The organism is Cyclobacterium sp. SOCE241 (assembly GCF_056867545.1).
This window is the reverse complement of record NZ_CP149779.1, coordinates 4,070,023-4,090,587: the sequence shown is the minus strand read 5'-3', so window position 1 is coordinate 4,090,587 and position 20,565 is coordinate 4,070,023. Positions and strand designations below refer to the sequence as shown.

Genomic DNA, 20,565 nt, shown 5'->3' with positions numbered 1-20,565 from the left:
GCTGTTAATCAATCAAAAAAAGATAAATCACTATGCCAATAAATAGCAGAAAGAAAATTCTTCCCAACCAATAATTGTATTTGGTTTGGCGAATGAATTTATGAATTTGCTGTTTTAATGCTTCTGAATCAGTTTGTTCGATAAGTTGGGCAAGCTCTTTGGCAGTATATTGTAGGTTGATGCTTTGTTTTTTTATGGTGAGCTCATGTTTTTTTATTATGCTATTTACCTGGAAATAGATTTTGAACCCCACCACTACATTTAGGGCAAATAGTGCGTATACGAGGTACAAATAGGTCATGTTTTTTAATATTTTTGAAAGCCATTGAAGCGCTTTTATTTTTCTGCTTCGCCAAATAATTGGTGTAATTAAAGAATTTAAGACATTTAGGAAAGATTAAACGTCTTGATCTATAAGACCTAACTAATCTATTTTATTATGCTTTGTTTAAACCTGTTGAAAAAGCCAAAATTAATGAGACTATTTGGTAATTTTATTCTAATTATTGGCCTTTTATTAATATACAGTTGTGCAGAGCAAGATGAATTTGAACGTCAAAAACTTATCGGAACTTGGGAAAATTCGTTTTATTCTGAGTCACTAAATCTTGATCATGTCAAAGTTTATTATTTTGGCAATAACGGAAATTATATTAATTATACTGGTTTTAAAGTTCCTGGAGGCTCAAATTTCTTAGGATACACCATGTATTTGGAAGGAACTTACACCTTGTCAGGCAACACAATTCTATTGAAAGAAGAAAAGCGTCTTGCTAATTTAGGGCATGATACCTATACTGAAAAAGAAAATCTCACGGAGATTGAGAAAATCGGAGAAATACCGGGCAGCTTGGCTTTTAAGGAAAAAGGAAGCGTTTTAGAAATCACCATTCCTTGTAGTGATTTGCTTTCAAGTATTTGTATACCTTCAACTAACTATAATAGATTGAATACCATTTCTCACTTTTAATTTAGTTTTGGAGCAGATGCCTTTCCATTATTTGTTTAGAATCGGGATCCATATCTCTTCTTCAGAATCCGAGGAGGTATTGCTGTACTTTTCTCCCATCACCTGAAAATGGGGACGGTTATCTATTGTATACTTTGATTTTGGGAGCCATTGCCTGTAAATATAATCATAAATGCTATGGTCAGTACTTGGGCCTTTATAATTAAACTTGGCATACAAGCCGGCAGGAATCAGAACAGGTGCCATTTCTTCCGGAATAAGTTCTAAATTATCAACTTCCACACAAGCCCACTGTTGAAATGCTTTTGTGGGATCAAAAGTGCTAAAATAGTCCGGTCCATAAATCTGCATGGCAATAAATTCGCTCGATTCAATGGTATTTTGTTTCATGAACCGTTTCCACAAGGCCTGGGTTTTATTCCTCATGATACTCATTGGGCTATTAAAGCCTACCAATTGCTTGGCATTCAGCATTATTATTTGGGCTTGCATATATAATTTTACCTATTTAGAATCAATTTTTGAAACGAGAGCTTTTAGATGATCACATAAATCTGAATACTCATCGATATCATTGAGGCATTCCAATAGGTGCACTTTGAGCTGCTTTTCAGTGGCAATGGCTATGGTATTGGCAAATACAGCATCACTACTCCATGCGATGTTTTTAAACAATTGTCCATCATTTTTATTTAGTCCGATAAGGTAGTAGCCCCCATCTTCTGCAGGACCTAATACCAAATCATTATTTTTAAGCACTGCAAATGCTTCTTCAATATGTCTAATCCGGAGTTCTAGGCAATCTGTGCCAATGATGATAACATGATCATAACCTTGTTCAAAGGCTTGATCAAAAGCCCTGCTCATTTTTTCCCTAGGTTTTTTCCCGTTTGCGGGAAAAAAGAGTAATTGTCTTTAGGGTATTGTTCTGTCTCAATGGGGCCTTCATGAAAAATCAATACATCAGCCGTGATTGAGGAGATTAACTTGTGGGTATAGTTTAAAAGATAGGAATAAATATAAACTGCTTTCTCATTGCCGATAGTCGCGGCTAGCCGGGTTTTTACTTTCCCAGGAGTAGGGAATTTTTGGAAAACAATGATGGCTTTTTTCATGGACTGGGTAATATTACAGTAAGTTGACTATACGCATAAAAAAGCCAATGGTTTTATACGGATTAAACTCCTACGTTTAGGCCGTATCCAAACCTTGGCTTAAATATGCAATGGTAAACTTAATCTACAGATGCAATAATAAAGTCTGATGATTTGTCCATTTCAAATGGACCTTTAGGATTAAAGATTAGGCAACTAACTCTTTGTGTTTAGTGATGTTTTCAACCCTTATTTTTATTATTTGGCAATAAGGGTTGAAACACCAATTTTACCTTTTAAACCTTGAGGCAGAATTATTCATCAATACCACGACGCCTTTTCCTTCTTTCCCGCATTTTATCGCCCGCTTCTTTTTTCTGCTTCCCATTTTTCCAACTGTTCCGGGCTTAAGATGGCCTCAAGTTTTTCTTTGTGGTCTTCTTTAGCAGCTTTCATTTCCTCTTTTCTGGCTTCTTCAATTTCTTTCCGCTTATTAGCTTCTTCGATAAAGAGATTTTTGAGTTGCTCTTCTTGTTCAGTTGTCAAGTCAAGCTTTTCTCCCATCCTTTGGCTCATTCTTTCAGCCATTTTTTCTGGGTCTCTTTCTCTATTGTCTTGCCTCTGGGCCTGAGCCTGTGCAAAAGTAGCTCCTACCAGTGCACAAATCATTATTAACTTTTTCATAATTTTTTACTTTTTGTGTGTTCGTATAGCTGTTAGACCGGCAGGGAATACACAAGTTTAATGACCCAATGTTAAGGAATGTTAAAAAGTATAATTTTTAGTTTTTGTCTTCAATTAATTCTTCCCTGTCTTTTGGTTTTACATAGGTAGGCCTGATAAGTAATCTCAGGGAAGGATCAAAAGCCAAGTAATTCCAAGACCAATCAAGGAAAATAAAAATTCTGTTTTTGACGCCCAGGATGGCCATCAGGTGAACAAATAGCCAAGTTAGCCAAGCTAGGACGCCCTGAAACTTAATAAAAGGAAGGTCTACTACAGCTAATTTTCTACCGACAGTGGCCATGCTTCCCAGATCTTTGTAACGGAAAGCTTTGGGTGCTCTGCCTTTTAATTGGCCGAGAAAATTATTCGCTAAGTTATCTGCTTGCTGAATGGCAACTTGTGCAACTTGAGGATGACCTTTAGGATAATCAGGCAATTGTTGTAGACAGAGATCTCCCAGTGCATATATATTTTTGCTGTTGTGGACCAGATTGTATTCATTCACGAGTAATCGGCCATTTTTGAATTTTTGGGTGTCTACGATTCCTTCTATGCCGTTGGGAGCAATTCCTGCTGCCCATAATAAAGTATTTGTTTTAAGCTTTTCTTCACCGTTGATAATTACATTTAGGCCATCGTAATTTTCAACCGCAGTATTGAGCAGAACATCTACCTTAAGACTTTCCAAGTATTCTTTTGCCTTTTGACCTGAAGAAGCGGACATGCCTGCCAATAAGGACGGCCCCATTTCAATCAACACCACCTTCATGTTGTCAAAGTTAAGTTGGGGATAGTCCTTTGGAAAAACCTTGTTCCGAAGTTCGGCCATGGCTCCAGCCAATTCTACGCCAGTAGGTCCTCCCCCCACTATGACAACATTCATTAATGATTTTCGTTTTTCCAGATCAGCAATATTGATGGCCCTTTCATAATTGGAAATTATTTTATTTCTAATAAATAAGGCCTCGGAAACAGATTTCATGGGAATGCTGTTTTCCATAATGTTTTTCATCCCAAAGTAATTGGTGTCCGCTCCCATGGCTAAGATTAAGTAGTCATAATCTATATAGCCAATATCGGTAAACACACGATTCTTTTCTTGGTCGATTCTTTGGGCTTCCGCCATACGGAAGGTTACATTTGGCGTATTATGAAATACTTTTCGCAAGGGGAATGAGATGGCACTTGGCTCCAAACCTGCTGTGGCTACTTGATAAAACAGGGGTTGGAACTGGTGATAATTGTTTTTGTCCAATAGGATCACCTGATAGTTTTTTTTTTTTAGTTTTCTGGCAAGTTTGAGACCTGCGAATCCTGCGCCTATCACAACTATTCTTGGAAGTGATAAATTAGGGAGGTTTGGAAGGGGTTGATCCATAACTAAAAATTTTAAATGAGGGTTGTATTACCTAAAAATAAAACGTATATCGTGTGTCAGAGTTCATTAAATCCACAAAACCTTGTCATAAGTTTAGTCGTGGTAAGTTTTGTAATGATAATAGTCCTATCAAAAAATTTAATTATTTTTACAATTGGAAATATAAAAAATTATGGGAAGAGCATTTGAATTTAGAAAAGAAAGAAAATTCAAAAGATGGAGTCAAATGTCTAAAGTGTTTACACGCTTAGGCAAAGAAATAGTAATGGCTGTCAAGGCAGGTGGTCCCGACCCGGCTAATAATGCCAAATTGAGGACCATTATTCAGAACGCCAAGGGTGCCTCCATGCCCAAAGACAGGATTGAAGCGGCTATTTCAAGAGCCAGTAATAAAGATGAAAAAGATTACGAAGAAGTAGTATATGAAGGTTATGGCCCCCATGGCATTGCCGTTATCGTTGAGACTTCTACAGACAATATCAATAGAACCGTAGCCAACGTAAGGCACTATTTCACCAAAGCCGGTGGCTCCTTAGGTACAAGTGGTTCAGTAAGCTTTACTTTTGATAGAAAAGCAGTATTTCGTTTTGCCAAAGCTGACTATGATCTGGAAGAACTTGAATTGGAATTGATCGATTTTGGTTTAGAGGATATAGATGAGAATGAGGGAGAAATTTTTGTATACACTGCATTTGAAGACTTTGGCAACATGCAAAAAGCACTTGAAGACAAAGGTATAGAAGTGATCAGTGCTGAAATGCAACGTTTTCCCATGTCTACTACCGAATTGACAAGTGAGCAGGAGGAAGACATAAACAAAATGATTGAGCGGATGGAAGAGGATGATGATGTAAACCATGTTTACCATAATATGGCTTAAACCAAATATTTAGCAATTTTAATTCACATAATGGCATTCCCTAAAAGAAGAAATTTACAGGAGCAGAAAAGGCAGCAATTAGTAATCGTCGGAAGTAGAAATCCTGTAAAAGTTAAATGCACCGAAAATGCATTTTCAAGTATATTTGAAGATAGTTTCATTGTTCAGGGATTGAATGTGGATTCTAAAGTTAGCGATCAGCCTAAGGGTGATGTAGAAACCTATACAGGTGCTTACAATAGAGCCTACGCCTCCAAAAATGCTTTCCCGGAAGCAGATTTCTGGGTGGGAATAGAAGGTGGAGTAGATCATGTAGGCGAACAGATGGTTTCCTTTGCTTGGATGGTTATCATGGATGGTGAAGGCAAAATAGGTAAAGCTAAAACCGCAACATTTTTTCTTCCCGAGGCCTTAAATAAAATGGTTAGTGATGGAATGGAGCTGGGTGAAGCTGATGACAAACTATTCAATAAAAGCAATTCCAAAGAATCAGGTGGAGCCGTTGGTATTTTAACCAAAGGCGTGATTAGTAGATCCAATTATTACCAACAAGCCTTATCTCTAGCCTTAATTCCATTTTTACAAAAAGAGCTCTATTAAAAATCTGACATGACTCATAGATATTATCAATTGGATTTTAATATTAATAGTAATTATCTTTGATCTTCAATTAAACCAAAAAATTATGCTACAAGAATTAGAATCAGATAATTTAGGACAAGTAATTAAAGACAATGATAAAGTAGTTGTTCAATTCGGAGCTACTTGGTGTGGTAACTGTAGGATTATGAAGCCGAAAATGAAAAGGCTAAGTAAGGCTTATGAAGGGGTCACATTTCTGTATGTTGACGCGGAGAAATTACCTGAATCCAGAAAGCTTGCTGAAGTAAATAACTTACCTACTTTTGCGGTTTTTGAAGGTGGATCCCTAAAAAATCAAATTCAAACAAATAAAGAAGAAGCTTTAAAAACATTGATCGATGAGGTTGCCAATAATTAAACATGTACTAGGTTTCATTGAAGAAAACGATGAAGACTGGGTAGTGGAGACCATAGAACTCCTGGAGTCAATGACTGAAATTAGCACGCTGAAAGACGAAGAGTTGGACGTGATGGGCGAGTTACTTTCCAATCTATACGGCACGCTCGAAGTTCAGAAAATGATCAAGGAAGAAGGAATGGATAAGAAGGAAGCCATGAACGCTTTTCTTAAGCGAGTAATGGGTTCGATCGATAAATAAATCATTTCCACTTTGGGAAGTAGAAAAGTTGTTTATCACCCTAAATAAAAAATCTGCTATTTCGAAGTGTGGAGGTAGGTCCTTAGGATCTACCTCTTTTTTTGGTCAGTGAGAAAGGCTACCTTCTATAAATTTATTGGACATTCTCAAGCTGTCTTGAATATCTACCATAAAAAAACTATAAGAAACAAAAAAGAGACAATTGTATCATTTAATTTTCAGGTGTTATTTGATCCAAAAGTTCCTTAGTGCCACTTTCCAGTCCGGAGAGGCATCCCATTTTTCACCAATATACAATTCATTTCTTACCAAAAATCGAATGTAATACTTGACCACAATTTTGTCAGGATTTTTACCTTGGTCCAAAGGAACCCCCATGCTTCGCATAAGATCAGCCTCTCGACCTTCCTGCCTCATCAAGATAAATTGAACCTTATCATTGATGAGTTCTTGACTGGACTTAGCAGTAGTCAGGAATTCGGTTTCAAAAGGGTACTCGGCATTAAAAATTTGTTCAAGCCCCTCTTTTTGCGCTAGTTGTTCTGCTTCCACTTGATTGGGGTCCTTTCCGTAAATATCTTGCCGGAATGTATTGAGAAAATCTTCATTGCCGGCAGCTCCTGTAAGTAGGATGCCCAATTTGAAGACATCTAAGTTTAATGGTGGTGCTTGGATATAATTGTTTCCCAAGGAATTATTTTCTAATCCGGGGATGGAAGGATATTCCGGAACTTCGATTACCAGAAAATTTTCACTCCTTTTGTTCAGGCCAATGGATTGAATTTGTTCTTTAAGATCTTCCAAATTAGCAGCCTTGATTGACCAATTGTTTCCGGGGAAATTATATTCCTATTGCCTGAAAAAGGGTAAATATGACAAAATAACCTGCCATCCGCTTTTCTGATCAGTAATATTATATTTCTGATTTGTCGGGTAATAAAATGACTCGCATAGGTGTTTTTAATGCCCTCAGACAAAATGACTTCTTCAAGATCAAAATAGGCTACAGGATCTCCGCCAGCCTCCACAAAGGAAGGATGAACTTCTTCCACCAAATCCTTCCAGGTAATAGGTGCTGTTTCGGCAAGGGCAGCAGAAACTAGTACTACCGATTTTCCATCTAAAAATTGCTCAACAGGTGTCGGTTGTGCTAGGCTAACCAATGAAAAAAAACTTATCAGCACCGTCAAAGAAATATATTTCATAAACAAAATGAATTCCACATCTGAAAGTTTAGTATTTTCACGAATATACACAAGCCATTGTAAAATCTTTCGTTATGAAAACGATTACCTCCTTTATTTTATTATTTTTTTGTTGCTTACCCTTTCATTCTCGGTCTCAAAAAATCGATACTCGAGTTTTAATAGAAGATATACAATTTCTTTCTTCTGATCAACTGGAAGGAAGATCAGTTACAACAGAAGGCAATCAAAAGGCTGCAAGCTATATTAAAGAGAGGTTTAAAGATCTGGACCTGAGTAGTCAGTTTCCGGATTATACTCAATCATTTTCTTTAAATGAAGATTTGGAGCAAGAAGGCCATGGAGAAAATATCATTGGTTTTGTACCCGGATTTGCTTCTTCCAAAATTATCTTAATTATGGCTCATTTTGACCATTTGGGTACCAAGGGGAAGGACATTTACAATGGAGCAGATGACAATGCATCTGGCACCGCAGCATTGTTGAATATGGCCGCTTATTTCAAAGAAAACAGACCCCTGCATTCTATCCTTTTTGCAGCTACGGATGCAGAAGAGGAAGGGCTATTAGGTGCTAAGGCTTTGCTAAAAGACTTTCCATTTCCTTTAAATCAGATCCAGTTGGTGGTGAATATGGATATGATTAGCAGAAGTGAGGACAATACCCTTTATGCAGTTGGTACTCGATTTTATCCTCAGTTCAAACCTTACCTTGAAAAAAGCGGGAAGAAATCTGCCATTCAACTGGTTTTCGGAAATGATGGAGGAAAGGGGGAGCTGGATTGGACCAATGCATCAGACCATGGGCCTTTTCATAAAAAAGGGATACCTTTTATTTATTTCGGTGTGCCAGATCACAAGGATTATCACAAACCCACTGATACTTTTAAAAATATCGATCAGACATTTTATACGCAAGCTTGTGAGCTTATCTTAAATAGTATTTTAGAAATTGATGCTGTTTTGGAATAATCAAACAAAATACGATCAATCGATTATGTACGAAAAACTTAAATTTCCAACAAAATTATCCTTATCTAAGCCTGGAATAAAGTAATCGTCTGGATCATTTTCCAAGTACCACTTATAATTCAATGAGCGGATATATTTAAAATTGGCTGAAACAAGTAATTTGTCAAATCTCCATTCGCCTATTAAAGCAGGTGCTAGATCTACATATTTTCTGCGAAGGTCTTTTATTTCCTCAAAACGTTTGTAATAGAAATCGTTATTATAATTGATGTATTCAAATTCAATACCGATTCTGTTAAAGTTTTTTACCCATGCCAAATCAATGGAAAAAACATTACTTCCCGGGCCATAGCCAAATCCCAACACTTGGCCTTTGTGGGTGTAACCATGCCTAACATACGGATGGGTGTACCAACTATTTCTGCTTAGAATTTCCTCTCTCACAGATTGTCCTGTTTGGGTCATTTCCATTCCTAGCTGAAAGAATTCATCTTTTTTCTTTAGGCTGGTTAAATTGGTAAAGCCAAACGTAAAAGCCCTGTTTTTATCCGGATTTATTAAAAAATCGTGGAGAGTTCGGCTATTGCCATTGCTTCCATATTCTCCGTAAAACTCAAAATGCCCATTGGGGTTTATCCAGCGGAATTGACCGGAACTGAGTTGGTTTCTTTGGTCTACATTGGGCTTGGTAATGCTTTCGGGACCCTTTTCACCATTGAATACAGGAAGGTAATCGGCAAATTGATCCATGTCTGTGTGGTACATTTGTGAGACACTGCTAAAACCCAAAAATAAGCCGGGAAGCCACTTAGGTTGATAGCTTATTGTCAAACCGGATAAATAACGCCAGTCATCATCTGACCTTTTAGGAACATATAGTGGAGTATTGGTGTAGGTGTAATAGGAGTTGACCGGATCTACTCCGGAAGACCTCAGCTGCCCCGCAATAAGCTGCCCTTCAAAACTACCTATAAGGGTCTGCACCGGTTTTCGGGTATTGAAAGTAAAGTGTAAAAAGCCCGGGGCATTGTTGCTCATCAATAGTGATGCCCTTCTGCCGGGCCCCCACCACAGGTTTTCGTTAGAGATGCCAATAGAATATTCATTGAAATTGAAACGCAAGCTGGACTGGCCCAATGAAAGGCGAGTGATAGGGCCTCCATCAAATCTCTCAGGTATATCTGAGGTATTCACCCATTCAAAATATTGGAGCCAGGTGCTTCCCCAATGTTCCAAAGGAAATGCTGTGAAATCTAAATTTGCGGCATGCAAAATCTCCGGCTGCAATTGTAAGGTCAAGGGACCGTATTCAAAATAAATACCTAAACTGGCATTCAGTTGTAACCCTTTGTTTGGAATCATTTCCCCATCGTTGATACCAAAGGGAAGATTACTATTGTATCTGGATTTGATCATGACAGGGAGTGTCATGAATTTGATTTCATCAAAATTCGCTAGGCCTTTCAGGTTTTGGTTCTTAACCGTGCTGTCTTGCTCAAAATTAAAAGCACCATTTGTATTGAAAACTTGTCTTGGCAATAAGGGACGTACCATAAAGCTACTTTCTGCAGACAAATTGCCAAGAAGTTGTTGCCTGCGCATATAATCGTCATAGACCGGGTAATGTAGCCCTATACTTTGGGCCCACCCATTCGAAACCGGTGCCAAACAAATTAAAGCTGCCCAAAGAAATACATGTACAAATAAAGAAGATCTTTTACTCATTCCGGCTCAATTTATTGTCAAGGTGCTCACTTGAATACTAGCTACAGACCAACTTTCGTCACATACAGGTTCTGGAGTGTTTTCCTGCTTTAGTTCATCTCCTATAGCAATTGATAATTGACCATCTGTATGGTTAATTAATTTGGTGATACGATAAAGACTTGTCCAGCCTTCAACGTTAATATACTGACATCTTCCCGGCAAATCCGTGCGTAGTGCTCCTGTTTTTGGGTCATTGAATCTTGGGTAATTGTCAGGATATGACTGGTATATACAAAAGGTTGACTCACAAGGGAGTTTGAAAAAGTAGTCCTAACAATGGATTGATCATCCAATTTTAAATACCAAAAATCCGGGCCTCCGACATTGTCCGGATTACCATCCCAACTGTCGTGAAGCAAAATTTCCAAGGTGATTTTAATGGTATTGTGTTCCGGTAAATTATCTAAGCTTAAACGAACTTCTTCATCATGATAGTATCCTAAAACTGTATCACCTTCATAGATGAATAATTTTCCATTTTCAAAATTGGCAAGATCAGCTTTTGAAAAATCATTATTGTATACCATTATTTCTTCCCGGAGGATGTCTTCACAAGAAAAACAGCATGCCGCTAAAATAATAATTAATCCTAAGCCATGTTTTCGAAAAAACGAAAAGTTAAATGTCAATGATTTATCCTTCATTAAGTAATGGGTACAAAAAGCTCCAAAATTAAAGACAAAGAAACAAAATATTATCCAATTTCAGGCCAAAATATGCTGAATTTGGATAAGGTCTTAGTCTAGTACATACTGTCGCTTTACCCTAGGGCCAATCCCTGTAAGAAGCTCATAAGGTATGGTTCCTATTTTATCGGCAAGGTCAATGATAGAAGGTTGCTCACCGAAGAGTATGGCTTCATCTCCCACACAGACATTTAAACCGGTAACATCTGCCATACACATGTCCATGCAAACATTGCCAAGAATAGGCACCAATTTTCCTTTAATTAAAACCTTTGCATTTCCGTTGCTAAATCTTCTATCATAGCCATCAGCATAGCCTATTGCCAATGTGGCCACTTCGCCTTCTGTTTTCATTTTTCCGACTCTTCCGTAGCCAACCGTTGCTCCTTTGGCAAGCGTTTTTACCTGAGACACCACTGTTTTCAGGACCATGGCCGGTTCTAGTTTATTTTGTTCCATTTTGTTGACTTCTATGCCATATAAGCCAATTCCTAATCTTACCATATCATGGGCATATTCGGGATATCGAATGATTCCTGCTGAATTGAGGCAATGCCTCAAAGGCCGGCAGCCGGTATTATCCATTAACTTTTTACTCCATATTTCAAATGAAGCAAGCTGCGATAAGGTGTAATCTTTATGGATGGCTTCATCCGCTCCGGCCAAATGGGTAAAAATCCCGGCGACTTTGATTTTTTTATTGTGTAGTAGGATTTCAATGACTTCATCAAGGTCTTCTTCTGTCATTCCTAATCTTCGCATACCGGTATCAAACTCCAAATGAACAGGTAATTCACCTGAATAATCATCAATGCTGGCAGACAAAGTCCGAAGTTGCTGTAGGTTATAAACTACCGGCTCCAAAGCATGGGTCTGCAGTAAATCCAAATGAAAACTTCCCGGGTTCATTACCATGATTGGCAGGCTGATACCATTGTTTCTTAGGAAAATTCCTTCATCCGTATAGGCTACAGATAGGTAATCAGCGCCAATTTCTTGTAAATAGTTTCCGATTTCAGCAGCTCCACCTCCATAAGCAAAAGCCTTTACCATCACCATAATCTTGGTTCCCACTTTTAGTTTTTGCCGGTAATGCATAAAATTGTGGCGGAGTGCATTTAAGTTAATTTCTAAAATGGTTTCATGAGCAAGGGCTTCTAGTTTTTGTACGATTCGCTCAAATTTATAAACCCTAGCCCCTTTGATAAGTATCAGATCATTGGAAAGGGACAAGGTTTCCATGCCTTTTAAGAGTGAGTCAGTGTCCTCAAAGCACCTGCTTTCACAAGGGAACAAGGCCTTGGATTCTTCAAATCCTTTACCAACACCTATAAAAAGGTCTATGTCGTACTGTCCTAGTAGCCAAGCTATTTTTTTAAAAGTAGCGGTAATATCTCCATCTTGTTGAATTTCTGATAGAATAAGAATCTTTCTACCACTTGTGGTTACTTGTTGGTGCATAAACTCCAGAGCCAATTCAAGTCCTGCAAGGTCATTGTTATAACTGTCATCGATCAGTTTGCAGCCGTTCAGGCCGGATTTTAGGGTAAGCCTCATGTCTACTGCATGTAGCAGTTCCAGTCCTTGCTGAATCATGAGAGGTTCCATCCCAAGACTAAGTGCAGCAGTGATCACATGCCTCAGGTTTTCTAGAGAAGCCTTGTCTCGGAATGAAGTATAAAAAGTAAAAGTTCGCAGGTCTTTGCCCATCATATAAATCTTAGTGCCATTCCTATGGGGCTTAACCGAGAGAACATAATCAGCACCGGGCTTATCAGACCAGCTAATGCGTACAGAAGGGTCAAAAGATGAGGCTAAATAGTTACTTACCAACTCTTGATCCTTATTGTAGACAAGGAATTTAACGTCTTTAAAAAGGAGGCATTTTTCAATGATCTTTGAGGTGGTATCCTTAAAATTCTCGTCATGAGCACTTCCAATATTGGTGAAAATGCCTAGTTGAGGTTGGATGATCTCTTGCAGTGCCTTCATTTCATCAGGGGCTGAGATACCTGCCTCTAGTATGGCAAGTTGATGTTGAGGATTGATTCCCAAAGCTGAAAGTGCTACGCCAATTTGACTATTGTAACTCTTGGGACTTTTCCATAAATTGAATTGGGCTGACAATACCTGAGCTAACCATTCCTTAACAATGGTCTTTCCATTGCTTCCGGTAATTCCTATAACGGCTCCTCTGAAGGCTTCTCTGTTGATTTGTGCCAGTTGTTGTAATTCCTTTAGGGGAGAAATAGAAAGAAGGATGTTGGCATTTGCCAGCTTTTTTAGGAGGGAGCTGGGACATAGTTTGGGCAAGATGAAGTTTCGCACACCTTTGGCATAGGCATCTGTTGCAAACTCCCACCCGGCATGTCTCGATCCTTGTAGTGCGATAAAAAGAGTTTCTTTTCCGGAGTGAATTTTTCTGGAGTCAATTACCGCAAAAAGAATGCTGTCATCAGGCGTGCCAGGGATAAACAGGCTACTCTGATTTGAAGCGAATTGAGAGAAATTGATCTGTTGCATGGTCTTTTCGGCTGGTTTAGCAATTGGAAATTCAACAAATTTAGAACTTAAAAATTTAGCTAAGATTATTTTTAAGAATTATTAAACTTCTTTATCCGTCCCTTTCAAGGCAAGCTTAAGTCCTTGTTTCTCATTTGTATAAGAATAAAAAAATGTTTATTATTGATTTATAAACAATGAATTGAAGTCTTACTTCGCCCTTTTACGAACAAAATCATGATTTGTCAAAATAATATTCGGATTCTTTTCTATAAGCCTTTTATTCTTGGGGTCTTATTTTTCTGCTTTATATCCGGAGAAACTTTTTCACAAAAAGAAGACGGTAACGTTTACAATTATGTTCAGCAAAAAGCGGTTTGGAAGAAGACGGAAATGATTCAGGGAGAAAAATCGGAAAATAATAAAAACCGCCTCATTGGTTACGACAATGAAATGATTCAAAAATCCTCCCAATCAAAAGAAATTTTACTTCAAGAAAAGAAGTCCGATGGAGTTAAAGGTAGCACTGCAAATGAGGAATCATCTACGCTTTCTCTGAATATATTTCTTTACGTCCTAGATACTTTTAAAGAGGATTGATTTAAGGCGAGCTCTTAATCCATTGCTTAAATTTTTAATTTTTTTGTATGTCTGCGGGGATTTCGTTATTTTAGTTTATAATGATAAACCCAATGAAAAACCTATCCTTATTTTTGATTATTGGCATATTTGCCTCCTGTCCATTGATCATGACAGTTAAAGCTCAAGAGATTGGGCTACAACTTTATAGTTTAAGGAATCAGATGAAAATGGATGTTGAAAAGAATCATGAATTGATTCAGCAATGGGGCATCCGTTATATTGAGGGGGAAGTACTTACGGAATGAGTGATAAAAAATACAAGGCCCTTCTGGCCAAGTATAACCTTCAGATGATAAGTGTGGGTGGAGCCTATGATGAGCTAACCAATGATCCTGAGGCGGTGATTAAAAGGGCCAAAGCATTTGGTTCAAAATACATTGTAACTTTTTGGATTCCACATGATGGAAAATTTGATTTAGAGAAGGCGAAAGAAGCCACTACCGTTTTTAATGCATTTGGCAAAAAGGCAAAAGAAGAAGGGCTAACATTTTGCTACCACCCACATGGCTATGAATTTAAGACGTATGGCGAGGGAACAGTTTTCGATTATATGTTAGACAATGCCACAGATTTTAAGTTTGAAATGGATGTGTTTTGGGTGAAAATGGGTGGAGGTGATCCTTTGGCTATTTTAAAAGCGCATCCTAATAAATTTCCATTGTTACATTTAAAAGATAGAAAGAAGGGTACCCCGGGAAGTAGCGATGGAACAGGGGATGTTGAATCCAATGTGGTGCTAGGAAAAGGTGATATTGACATTAAAAATATTATTTTGCAAGCGAAAAAAGGAGGCACACAATTTTTTATAATTGAGGACGAGTCATCCAAGTCAGTGGCTCAAATTCCTCAGTCCGTTTATTACATCAATCAGACCCTAAACAATTGATTTAAAAAGAGTAGAAATTTATGTTTATTAATATTAAAGTATTGTTAATCATCATAGGTCTTGGCTTTAGTAATCCGGAGCCCATGCTTACGTTGGACTACGATGATTTTAAAAATAAAATTGAGGCAAAGTCAGACGAGTTAAGGATCTATAATTTTTGGGCTACATGGTGTGCTCCATGTATTAAAGAAATGCCTTATTTTGAAGCTACTGTAAATAATATGGAAAGCACCAAACTGGTATTTGTATCTTTAGACGACGACAGAAAGCCGGAGCGGGTCGAGGCCTTTATTAAAAAACTGGAGATAATGTCACCGGTATGGTTGCTCAGTGAAAAAGAACAAAAAAACTGGAAAAGGCAGTTGGAGAAAGATTGGTCTGGAGCCATTCCGGCCACTTTGTTCGTAGCGGCTGATGGCACCAAGCATTTTCATACAGGTCTTTTAAGTGAAAAGAAATTCAAGGAGCTCATTGCAGCCTATCGATAAATACCAAAATGATAGGGTAAGTCTGTAATGTTGCATTATAGCTGTAGTGTAAAAGCCTTCCCCCTTTCAGGAAGGCTTTTACTTTTTAGTGCCTATTTTTTGTGTCTCAATCGAAATACAAGAATTTCTTTTTTCCTTCATTTTCTACTTTTAAATATACCTGGTGAAGTTTTAAAAACTTAAGTTTATAATTTTTCGAAAAGCCACCTTCTTCTTGAATTTTGTCTTTCAAAAGCACCTTGTGATCTGTTCTATAAATGGTGACTTCGGTGCCCGGATCTGTTAAGCCAAGTACCTTAAGATTGAAGCTATTATCATCGATTGGTTTGGCATAAGCCAACAGTTTCTTTTCTACTTTTTTAAAGCTGTTTATTTCAAAACTTTGTGCTTCTTCTTTGGTTTCAAGCTTTACTCTGTATTGACCTTCAGGAACACTACTTAAATTGAAGGGAATGTTTTGAGGGCCATCTACTGTGAAAAAATTCCTGCTTATTATGAAATTATTCTTATCATAAATGCTGATTCGGACTTTTCCAATGGAGTCAGCTAATTTAATGATAAACCTTTGTTCTTGTGTTTCTACAGAGGAAACTTCCTTTAGGCTTTTATCCCATGCAAAACTTGAATAGGACATTCCGATTACGAGAAATAATGTTGCTAATGCTTTCATGATATTGTGAAGTTTAGAGGTTTTGTTGTTTTGACGATTATTGCCAAGCACGTACCAAATCGAAGAAAACAGTCATAACAGAAACTCAACTGGAATTATTATATAAGCATATGCAACCTAAAAAATTCAGGTAGAATAAGGGATGTTGTATCAAAAGCGGACAATCGTACGGTTCTTTGTTAAAGCACCGTTCATTAATTTACCATAAAATCCTACTTTATGCTTCAAAAAAAGTGTAAAAAAATAATCAAAAAATATAAGTGTTTGGTAATGTGTTAGATGGATCAGTTTGACTGATCGATTCCGAACAGTAGCTGTTTTAAAAACGATCAATAGTGTTTGGCCTAAGTAGGATTGAATGTATGAGATCAGCTTTCTGAATGGAATGGGAATTAGCTATTCAGTATACTTCTTTGGCACATGCTACAGCAACACTCATAATTTTTAATAAAAGTAGAAAGAAGGAGAAATATTAAAAACGGGCAGTCTTTTTTTCTTCCTTTTAAAAGCACCCTTTCTCCGTTTACTGTTGCTATAAAAATTATAGAGAAAATTAAGGGTTATCAAGGTTACGGAAATGGGGATAAAAAAAGAAGGCATCATTGTTTTTATTCCGAAAAGGATAAATAATGCTGCAATGATTCCAATTTTAAATGAGGTATGGCTTTCCGGATAAGTACTACTAATCAAGGCCAAACTGGTTATTTCTACCACGATTAAAACCATGATCATATAGGTAAACGCAGTTGCTGCAGTTATTCCGGTACCTACAAAATACCAAGCAAGGAGCGCTAAAATAAGGATTAGGCTTATGCTGTGGAGGGTAAAATTGATTTTTTCTTTCATGGGTTTGGGTTCAAAGTCACCTTAATTTAATATTATTTCCATTGATTCCAAAAATAACAGTAAGATTTAATGGGCTTTTTAATATCATGTACTTTTCGCGGTGATTTGATACCATTATTGCAAATAATATTTTATGAATGTCGATTTTTTGCACATGCTGCTATTCGAATGGGCAATAGTTGTCCTTCGCTGTTGATTGGAGGTTCAGCATAGTTTCTCTATGCTTAAATTTCCAAACAACCTGATTATCCTCTCATTGCAAAAATTCCGGGAAACACAGGAAATCCTATTATATAATCCGGATTCATATGGGAATGCTGTTAATAAACGTAGTCGTTATCTTATGGTCTAATATTTAAGACGTCCTAAAGTTTCCCGAGCCATTTTAAAAGGGTATTGTAAGGTTTTGACCAGGTGCGCTGAAACCTAAGCGGGCCATTTAATTCTTGTTCAAAGAAAGGCATATGATGGGCATTTAGGTACGCAATCCTTTCTCTTTTCTTTTGATTGGTGCCTGTTTTCTTCCGTTTGCTAGTGGGTGTTAAGCGATAATAAAAACCTATAAAAGGTAATTGGATGACGTCTCCTCCATTTTTTAGCATTTTGATCCAGAATTCCCAATCTTCCCGCCCCATGCTCATGTCCTCAGAAAAACCGCCTATATCAAGAAAGTCTGACTTCCGAAATAATGCAGCGACAAAGATCATATTGTCCCTAGCTAGTTGATTACGACTAAAGGGTTTTAAATTCCAGGGTTTTTGGCCGCTTTCATTGAATTTGACAGCTTGGCAATAAACAACCTTAACATTGGAATTGCAACGCAATGTTTCTACCCCTTTTTCCAAGTATTCTGGTGAAATAAGATCATCTCCATCTAAGGGGAGGATATAAGTTCCTTTAGCAGCCCTTATTCCTGTATTCCTGGCCTTGGCAACTCCCCCATTTTCCAGATCCATCACCTTTATTTCGCTGTGTTTCTCTGCCAGTCGCTGGGCAATGGTCAAGGAATCGTCTTTAGAACCATCGTTCACAATAATAATTTCTAAAGGCTTATAGGTGGAAGCTAAAACAGATTGAACCGTTTCTTCGAGATATTTGCCCTGATTATAACAGGGAATCACAATGGATACCAGTGCTTTTTCCATCAATGAAAGAATTTTTGGAACATATTGTCTATGGGTTCTTTAAGTGCCAATGTATTGGGGCCAAACTTTCTGATGCTATAATGGTTTTCTCTTAATATTCTCAAACATGCGTTGTAATCGCTGTTATTAAGACCAACGTTTTCAAAAATGATGGCTTCAGGTTGCGTTTTCGGAATGTCAAAAATACGAATAACCTCTAAATCATAACCCTCCGCATCAATTTGCAATAGGTCTATCTTTGAAATGGAAAAATTATCTAGGAGTGTTTTTGGGGAGATTACCTTAACATCTTCATGGCTTACCCATTGGTTTTTGTCTTTTGGTATTTCTATACCGAATTTTTCACAGTTTGAGGCAACTATCCCATCCTCAAATGCTTTGAGAATTTTTTCTTTTGAAAAAGAGGTAAGGCCTGTTGCCCATCTCATGTCTGAGAAACCAATTTTATAGATGGGTTGGCAACCGTCTTTTTCCCCTATGGCGGCACATAGGGTATTGATTCCCTTATTTTTTACATAAATCTTTTTGAGGTATTGATGGTATACTCCCGGTTGAGGTTCTAGCAATACACCCTTCCAGTCATCTCTTTTTATAAATTTATGAATGGGATCATGTGTAATGCCATCATTGGCACCAATCTGAATAACCGTAAAATTATTTTTTTGGACTGGGAGTATAGGTTCAGAAAATCACTTAGGCTTCCCTCTTTCGGTTTATAAAAGTATTTGTAAAACCCAATAAAGACAAAGTTATTAGAAGCACTTAAGTTGAACCGTAAAGACTTGTATTGCTGCTGTAGTTTTCGCTTTAAGGATATTAGTGAATGATTTTTGTGCATCAATCAAAGTTATTAAAATTTGGGTGCTTTACAAATCTATAAAATTTTATGATGTTAAATATTCACTAATATCCTATTTGTCCTTTGTTTAAGGATTTACGATATGTTATAATAATCCTCTAAATTGATTTAAAAACCTAATGTCATTTTCGGTGAATAGCCTAAGGTCATTGATTTGATACTTCAACATGGCAATTCGCTCTATGCCCATACCAAAGGCAAATCCGGTATATTTTTCAGGGTCAATTCCACAGTTTTTAAGCACATTGGGGTCCACCATACCGGAACCACCAATTTCTACCCAACCACTGCCTTTGCAAATATTGCAACCTTTGCCGCCACATAGTTGACAGGAAATATCAATTTCTGCACTAGGTTCCGTAAAAGGGAAATAGGAAGGTCTGAACCTTACCTGGGTTTGTTTCCCAAACATCTCTTTTGCGAAATGATATAAGGTCTGCTTCAAATCCGAGAAACTGACATTTTCATCCACATACAAACCTTCCACCTGATGAAATATACAGTGCGCTCTAGCGGAAATTGCCTCATTTCTGAATACACGGCCTGGTGACAGGGTACGAATAGGAGGGTTTTCATTTTCCATTACCCTTACCTGTACAGATGAGGTATGGGTTCTTAATGCGATATCAGGGTTTTTTCAATAAAAAACGTATCCTGCATTTCACGTGCCGGATGATTTTCCGGGAAGTTTAATGCGGTGAAATTGTGCCAGTCGTCCTCAATTTCAGGTCCTTCAGATAGGTTGAAGCCTATCCTTTCAAAAATGGTTACAATTCTTTGCCTTACGGCTGTTAATGGATGAATTCCTCCAACAGGCCAAGCCGTGGGTGGCAAGGTAAGGTCCTGATCAAGTACTCTTTTCTGTTGGCTACCACTTTCAGATTGGGCGATCAATTCCTTAAATTTTTCTTCAGCCAAGTTTTTTACTTCATTGACTTCCTGGCCAAATGCTTTTTTCTGATCATTCGGTATATTCTCATTTCAGCAAAAAGGGCACCTATAATGCTCTTTTTGCTTATAAACCTCATTCTGAAAGCTTCTAGTTTTTCTGCAGAATCGGCTTTGGCTGCTGCTAATTCAGCTTTAATCTGGTTTATTTTTTCACTATGCATGTGGAAATTCATCTTTGTAAGACCACAAATCTAAAATAATTTTTTGAGGCCACCTATCTTTTAAAAGAGTAAAGATTATTAGATTTTGCTTGGGCTGGACAATGTCGATTTGTTGCTATCTTTTCAAAACATTTATTTGTATTTTATTATATAATTAAATTTTTTGATAGAATATATTATTGGGACGGGAACTTGTACAATCTAAATTATTATTTAATAATTTAAACTATAATTTTAATGTTAATATTATTTTTAATATGTTTGCAATCATTATTCGGACTGGTGTAAAAATATTGATTAAATAGTGGTTTTATATAAGTCTTTTTTTAACAAAATTTTCAACTGTATTACTCTTTAAAATATTTTAAATAAATATATTATTTTTAATTATTACTAATCTAAATCAAATGAAAACAGGATTAACACTATTATCTTATATGAACTATAAGGGGGGCAACTAAATTCTTAAAAGGATTGACATTATTTTTATTGCCGAT

25 protein-coding genes and 1 pseudogene are annotated in these 20,565 nt (G+C 37.2%); 10 read left to right on the top strand and 16 right to left on the bottom strand.

Annotated elements, in window-relative coordinates:
- Positions 1 to 4 precede the first annotated feature (4 nt).
- On the bottom strand, positions 5 to 301 hold the full coding sequence (locus WG932_RS20555; RefSeq protein ID WP_014019764.1) for a hypothetical protein: 297 nt from the start codon (positions 299 to 301) through the stop codon (positions 5 to 7).
- A 156-nt stretch (positions 302 to 457) separates the two neighbouring features.
- Here WG932_RS20555 and WG932_RS20550 point away from each other — a divergent pair, with 156 nt between their 5' ends.
- Positions 458 to 970 (top strand): hypothetical protein, encoded by a 513-nt coding sequence (locus WG932_RS20550; protein ID WP_483085226.1) that lies wholly within the window; start codon positions 458 to 460, stop codon positions 968 to 970.
- 27 nt (positions 971 to 997) lie between these two features.
- Here WG932_RS20550 and WG932_RS20545 read toward each other — a convergent pair whose 3' ends face one another.
- The 5 genes from WG932_RS20545 to WG932_RS20525 all read right to left on the bottom strand — a co-directional run bounded on the left by WG932_RS20545 (position 998) and on the right by WG932_RS20525 (position 4,168).
- Complete coding sequence (locus WG932_RS20545; protein ID WP_149393050.1) at positions 998 to 1,462, bottom strand: GyrI-like domain-containing protein; 465 nt, start codon at positions 1,460 to 1,462, stop codon at positions 998 to 1,000.
- Between the two features lie 12 nt (positions 1,463 to 1,474).
- Positions 1,475 to 1,837, bottom strand: a complete 363-nt coding sequence (locus tag WG932_RS20540) for a TIGR04282 family arsenosugar biosynthesis glycosyltransferase (RefSeq protein ID WP_483085225.1) — start codon at positions 1,835 to 1,837, stop codon at positions 1,475 to 1,477.
- Entirely contained in the window at positions 1,834 to 2,085 is a 252-nt protein-coding gene (locus tag WG932_RS20535; RefSeq protein WP_483085224.1) for a hypothetical protein, read from the bottom strand. Before WG932_RS20535 ends, WG932_RS20540 begins: the two co-directional genes overlap by 4 nt.
- 336 nt (positions 2,086 to 2,421) lie before the next feature.
- Positions 2,422 to 2,748, bottom strand: a complete 327-nt coding sequence (locus tag WG932_RS20530; RefSeq protein WP_483085223.1) for a hypothetical protein — start codon at positions 2,746 to 2,748, stop codon at positions 2,422 to 2,424.
- A gap of 97 nt (positions 2,749 to 2,845) precedes the next feature.
- Entirely contained in the window at positions 2,846 to 4,168 is a 1,323-nt protein-coding gene (locus WG932_RS20525) for an NAD(P)/FAD-dependent oxidoreductase (protein WP_483085222.1), read from the bottom strand.
- Positions 4,169 to 4,340: 172 nt separating this feature from the next.
- Here WG932_RS20525 and WG932_RS20520 point away from each other — a divergent pair, with 172 nt between their 5' ends.
- The 4 genes from WG932_RS20520 (at position 4,341) to WG932_RS20505 (ending at position 6,289) form a co-directional block, all read left to right on the top strand.
- The gene (locus tag WG932_RS20520) at positions 4,341 to 5,048 is read left to right on the top strand and encodes a YebC/PmpR family DNA-binding transcriptional regulator (RefSeq protein ID WP_014019757.1); all 708 of its coding nucleotides are present in this window, start codon (positions 4,341 to 4,343) and stop codon (positions 5,046 to 5,048) included.
- 30 nt (positions 5,049 to 5,078) lie between these two features.
- Entirely contained in the window at positions 5,079 to 5,648 is a 570-nt protein-coding gene (yjjX, locus tag WG932_RS20515; protein ID WP_014019756.1) for an inosine/xanthosine triphosphatase, read from the top strand.
- An 85-nt stretch (positions 5,649 to 5,733) separates the two neighbouring features.
- Positions 5,734 to 6,048: a thioredoxin family protein gene (locus WG932_RS20510; RefSeq protein ID WP_014019755.1), complete on the top strand. Its 315-nt coding sequence runs from the start codon at positions 5,734 to 5,736 to the stop codon at positions 6,046 to 6,048.
- Positions 6,029 to 6,289 carry a DUF6952 family protein gene (locus tag WG932_RS20505; RefSeq protein WP_014019754.1) on the top strand — a complete coding sequence of 87 codons (261 nt, stop codon included), beginning with the start codon at positions 6,029 to 6,031 and terminating at the stop codon, positions 6,287 to 6,289. The genes WG932_RS20510 and WG932_RS20505 overlap by 20 nt, the downstream gene beginning before the upstream one ends.
- A 225-nt stretch (positions 6,290 to 6,514) precedes the next feature.
- Here the strand turns inward: WG932_RS20505 and WG932_RS20500 are convergent, their stop codons facing one another.
- Together WG932_RS20500 and WG932_RS20495 are read right to left on the bottom strand one after the other, a co-directional pair.
- Positions 6,515 to 7,093, bottom strand: a complete 579-nt coding sequence (locus WG932_RS20500) for a hypothetical protein (protein ID WP_483085221.1) — start codon at positions 7,091 to 7,093, stop codon at positions 6,515 to 6,517.
- Positions 7,054 to 7,494, bottom strand: a complete 441-nt coding sequence (locus tag WG932_RS20495) for a hypothetical protein (RefSeq protein ID WP_483085220.1) — start codon at positions 7,492 to 7,494, stop codon at positions 7,054 to 7,056. Before WG932_RS20495 ends, WG932_RS20500 begins: the two co-directional genes overlap by 40 nt.
- A gap of 74 nt (positions 7,495 to 7,568) precedes the next feature.
- On the opposite strand from WG932_RS20495, the gene WG932_RS20490 reads away from it, so the two are divergent.
- Positions 7,569 to 8,465, top strand: a complete 897-nt coding sequence (locus tag WG932_RS20490) for a M28 family peptidase (RefSeq protein ID WP_483085219.1) — start codon at positions 7,569 to 7,571, stop codon at positions 8,463 to 8,465.
- Between the two features lie 15 nt (positions 8,466 to 8,480).
- Here the strand turns inward: WG932_RS20490 and WG932_RS20485 are convergent, their stop codons facing one another.
- The 3 genes from WG932_RS20485 to WG932_RS20475 form a co-directional block, all read right to left on the bottom strand.
- Positions 8,481 to 10,190 (bottom strand): capsule assembly Wzi family protein, encoded by a 1,710-nt coding sequence (locus WG932_RS20485; RefSeq protein WP_483085218.1) that lies wholly within the window; start codon positions 10,188 to 10,190, stop codon positions 8,481 to 8,483.
- A gap of 137 nt (positions 10,191 to 10,327) precedes the next feature.
- The gene (locus WG932_RS20480) at positions 10,328 to 10,876 is read right to left on the bottom strand and encodes a hypothetical protein (RefSeq protein ID WP_483085217.1); all 549 of its coding nucleotides are present in this window, start codon (positions 10,874 to 10,876) and stop codon (positions 10,328 to 10,330) included.
- 93 nt (positions 10,877 to 10,969) lie between these two features.
- The gene (locus tag WG932_RS20475) at positions 10,970 to 13,441 is read right to left on the bottom strand and encodes a bifunctional UDP-N-acetylmuramoyl-tripeptide:D-alanyl-D-alanine ligase/alanine racemase (protein ID WP_483085216.1); all 2,472 of its coding nucleotides are present in this window, start codon (positions 13,439 to 13,441) and stop codon (positions 10,970 to 10,972) included.
- Between the two features lie 216 nt (positions 13,442 to 13,657).
- On the opposite strand from WG932_RS20475, the gene WG932_RS20470 reads away from it, so the two are divergent.
- From WG932_RS20470 to WG932_RS20455, 4 genes are all read left to right on the top strand, one after another.
- Complete coding sequence (locus tag WG932_RS20470) at positions 13,658 to 14,020, top strand: hypothetical protein (protein ID WP_483085215.1); 363 nt, start codon at positions 13,658 to 13,660, stop codon at positions 14,018 to 14,020.
- A gap of 92 nt (positions 14,021 to 14,112) precedes the next feature.
- Positions 14,113 to 14,307, top strand: coding sequence for a hypothetical protein (locus WG932_RS20465; protein ID WP_483085214.1), 195 nt, complete (start codon positions 14,113 to 14,115; stop codon positions 14,305 to 14,307).
- On the top strand, positions 14,304 to 14,948 hold the full coding sequence (locus tag WG932_RS20460) for a sugar phosphate isomerase/epimerase family protein (RefSeq protein ID WP_483085213.1): 645 nt from the start codon (positions 14,304 to 14,306) through the stop codon (positions 14,946 to 14,948). Before WG932_RS20465 ends, WG932_RS20460 begins: the two co-directional genes overlap by 4 nt.
- A 20-nt stretch (positions 14,949 to 14,968) precedes the next feature.
- On the top strand, positions 14,969 to 15,436 hold the full coding sequence (locus WG932_RS20455; protein WP_149393059.1) for a TlpA family protein disulfide reductase: 468 nt from the start codon (positions 14,969 to 14,971) through the stop codon (positions 15,434 to 15,436).
- A 106-nt stretch (positions 15,437 to 15,542) separates the two neighbouring features.
- Here the strand turns inward: WG932_RS20455 and WG932_RS20450 are convergent, their stop codons facing one another.
- The 5 genes and pseudogenes from WG932_RS20450 to pheS form a co-directional block, all read right to left on the bottom strand.
- Positions 15,543 to 16,106, bottom strand: coding sequence for a DUF3244 domain-containing protein (locus WG932_RS20450; RefSeq protein ID WP_149393060.1), 564 nt, complete (start codon positions 16,104 to 16,106; stop codon positions 15,543 to 15,545).
- A gap of 444 nt (positions 16,107 to 16,550) precedes the next feature.
- Complete coding sequence (locus WG932_RS20445) at positions 16,551 to 16,952, bottom strand: hypothetical protein (RefSeq protein ID WP_483085212.1); 402 nt, start codon at positions 16,950 to 16,952, stop codon at positions 16,551 to 16,553.
- A gap of 365 nt (positions 16,953 to 17,317) precedes the next feature.
- Positions 17,318 to 18,097 carry a glycosyltransferase family 2 protein gene (locus tag WG932_RS20440; RefSeq protein ID WP_483085211.1) on the bottom strand — a complete coding sequence of 260 codons (780 nt, stop codon included), beginning with the start codon at positions 18,095 to 18,097 and terminating at the stop codon, positions 17,318 to 17,320.
- On the bottom strand, positions 18,097 to 18,690 hold the full coding sequence (locus WG932_RS20435) for an FkbM family methyltransferase (protein WP_483088694.1): 594 nt from the start codon (positions 18,688 to 18,690) through the stop codon (positions 18,097 to 18,099). The genes WG932_RS20440 and WG932_RS20435 overlap by 1 nt, the downstream gene beginning before the upstream one ends.
- 351 nt (positions 18,691 to 19,041) lie before the next feature.
- A pseudogene (gene pheS / locus WG932_RS20430) lies at positions 19,042 to 20,068 on the bottom strand (phenylalanine--tRNA ligase subunit alpha).
- Between the last annotated feature and the right edge of the window lie 497 nt (positions 20,069 to 20,565).

Coding starts and splice junctions, on each gene's coding strand:
- WG932_RS20555 (WP_014019764.1), bottom strand. CDS start 301: ATGACCTATTTGTACCTCGTATACGCACTATTTGCCCTAAATGTAGTG.
- WG932_RS20545 (WP_149393050.1), bottom strand. CDS start 1,462: ATGCAAGCCCAAATAATAATGCTGAATGCCAAGCAATTGGTAGGCTTT.
- WG932_RS20540 (WP_483085225.1), bottom strand. CDS start 1,837: ATGAGCAGGGCTTTTGATCAAGCCTTTGAACAAGGTTATGATCATGTT.
- WG932_RS20535 (WP_483085224.1), bottom strand. CDS start 2,085: ATGAAAAAAGCCATCATTGTTTTCCAAAAATTCCCTACTCCTGGGAAA.
- WG932_RS20530 (WP_483085223.1), bottom strand. CDS start 2,748: ATGAAAAAGTTAATAATGATTTGTGCACTGGTAGGAGCTACTTTTGCA.
- WG932_RS20525 (WP_483085222.1), bottom strand. CDS start 4,168: ATGGATCAACCCCTTCCAAACCTCCCTAATTTATCACTTCCAAGAATA.
- WG932_RS20520 (WP_014019757.1), top strand. CDS start 4,341: ATGGGAAGAGCATTTGAATTTAGAAAAGAAAGAAAATTCAAAAGATGG.
- yjjX (WP_014019756.1), top strand. CDS start 5,079: ATGGCATTCCCTAAAAGAAGAAATTTACAGGAGCAGAAAAGGCAGCAA.
- WG932_RS20510 (WP_014019755.1), top strand. CDS start 5,734: ATGCTACAAGAATTAGAATCAGATAATTTAGGACAAGTAATTAAAGAC.
- WG932_RS20505 (WP_014019754.1), top strand. CDS start 6,029: ATGAGGTTGCCAATAATTAAACATGTACTAGGTTTCATTGAAGAAAAC.
- WG932_RS20495 (WP_483085220.1), bottom strand. CDS start 7,494: ATGAAATATATTTCTTTGACGGTGCTGATAAGTTTTTTTTCATTGGTT.
- WG932_RS20490 (WP_483085219.1), top strand. CDS start 7,569: ATGAAAACGATTACCTCCTTTATTTTATTATTTTTTTGTTGCTTACCC.
- WG932_RS20485 (WP_483085218.1), bottom strand. CDS start 10,190: ATGAGTAAAAGATCTTCTTTATTTGTACATGTATTTCTTTGGGCAGCT.
- WG932_RS20480 (WP_483085217.1), bottom strand. CDS start 10,876: ATGAAGGATAAATCATTGACATTTAACTTTTCGTTTTTTCGAAAACAT.
- WG932_RS20475 (WP_483085216.1), bottom strand. CDS start 13,441: ATGCAACAGATCAATTTCTCTCAATTCGCTTCAAATCAGAGTAGCCTG.
- WG932_RS20470 (WP_483085215.1), top strand. CDS start 13,658: ATGATTTGTCAAAATAATATTCGGATTCTTTTCTATAAGCCTTTTATT.
- WG932_RS20465 (WP_483085214.1), top strand. CDS start 14,113: ATGAAAAACCTATCCTTATTTTTGATTATTGGCATATTTGCCTCCTGT.
- WG932_RS20460 (WP_483085213.1), top strand. CDS start 14,304: ATGAGTGATAAAAAATACAAGGCCCTTCTGGCCAAGTATAACCTTCAG.
- WG932_RS20455 (WP_149393059.1), top strand. CDS start 14,969: ATGTTTATTAATATTAAAGTATTGTTAATCATCATAGGTCTTGGCTTT.
- WG932_RS20450 (WP_149393060.1), bottom strand. CDS start 16,106: ATGAAAGCATTAGCAACATTATTTCTCGTAATCGGAATGTCCTATTCA.
- WG932_RS20445 (WP_483085212.1), bottom strand. CDS start 16,952: ATGAAAGAAAAAATCAATTTTACCCTCCACAGCATAAGCCTAATCCTT.
- WG932_RS20440 (WP_483085211.1), bottom strand. CDS start 18,097: ATGGAAAAAGCACTGGTATCCATTGTGATTCCCTGTTATAATCAGGGC.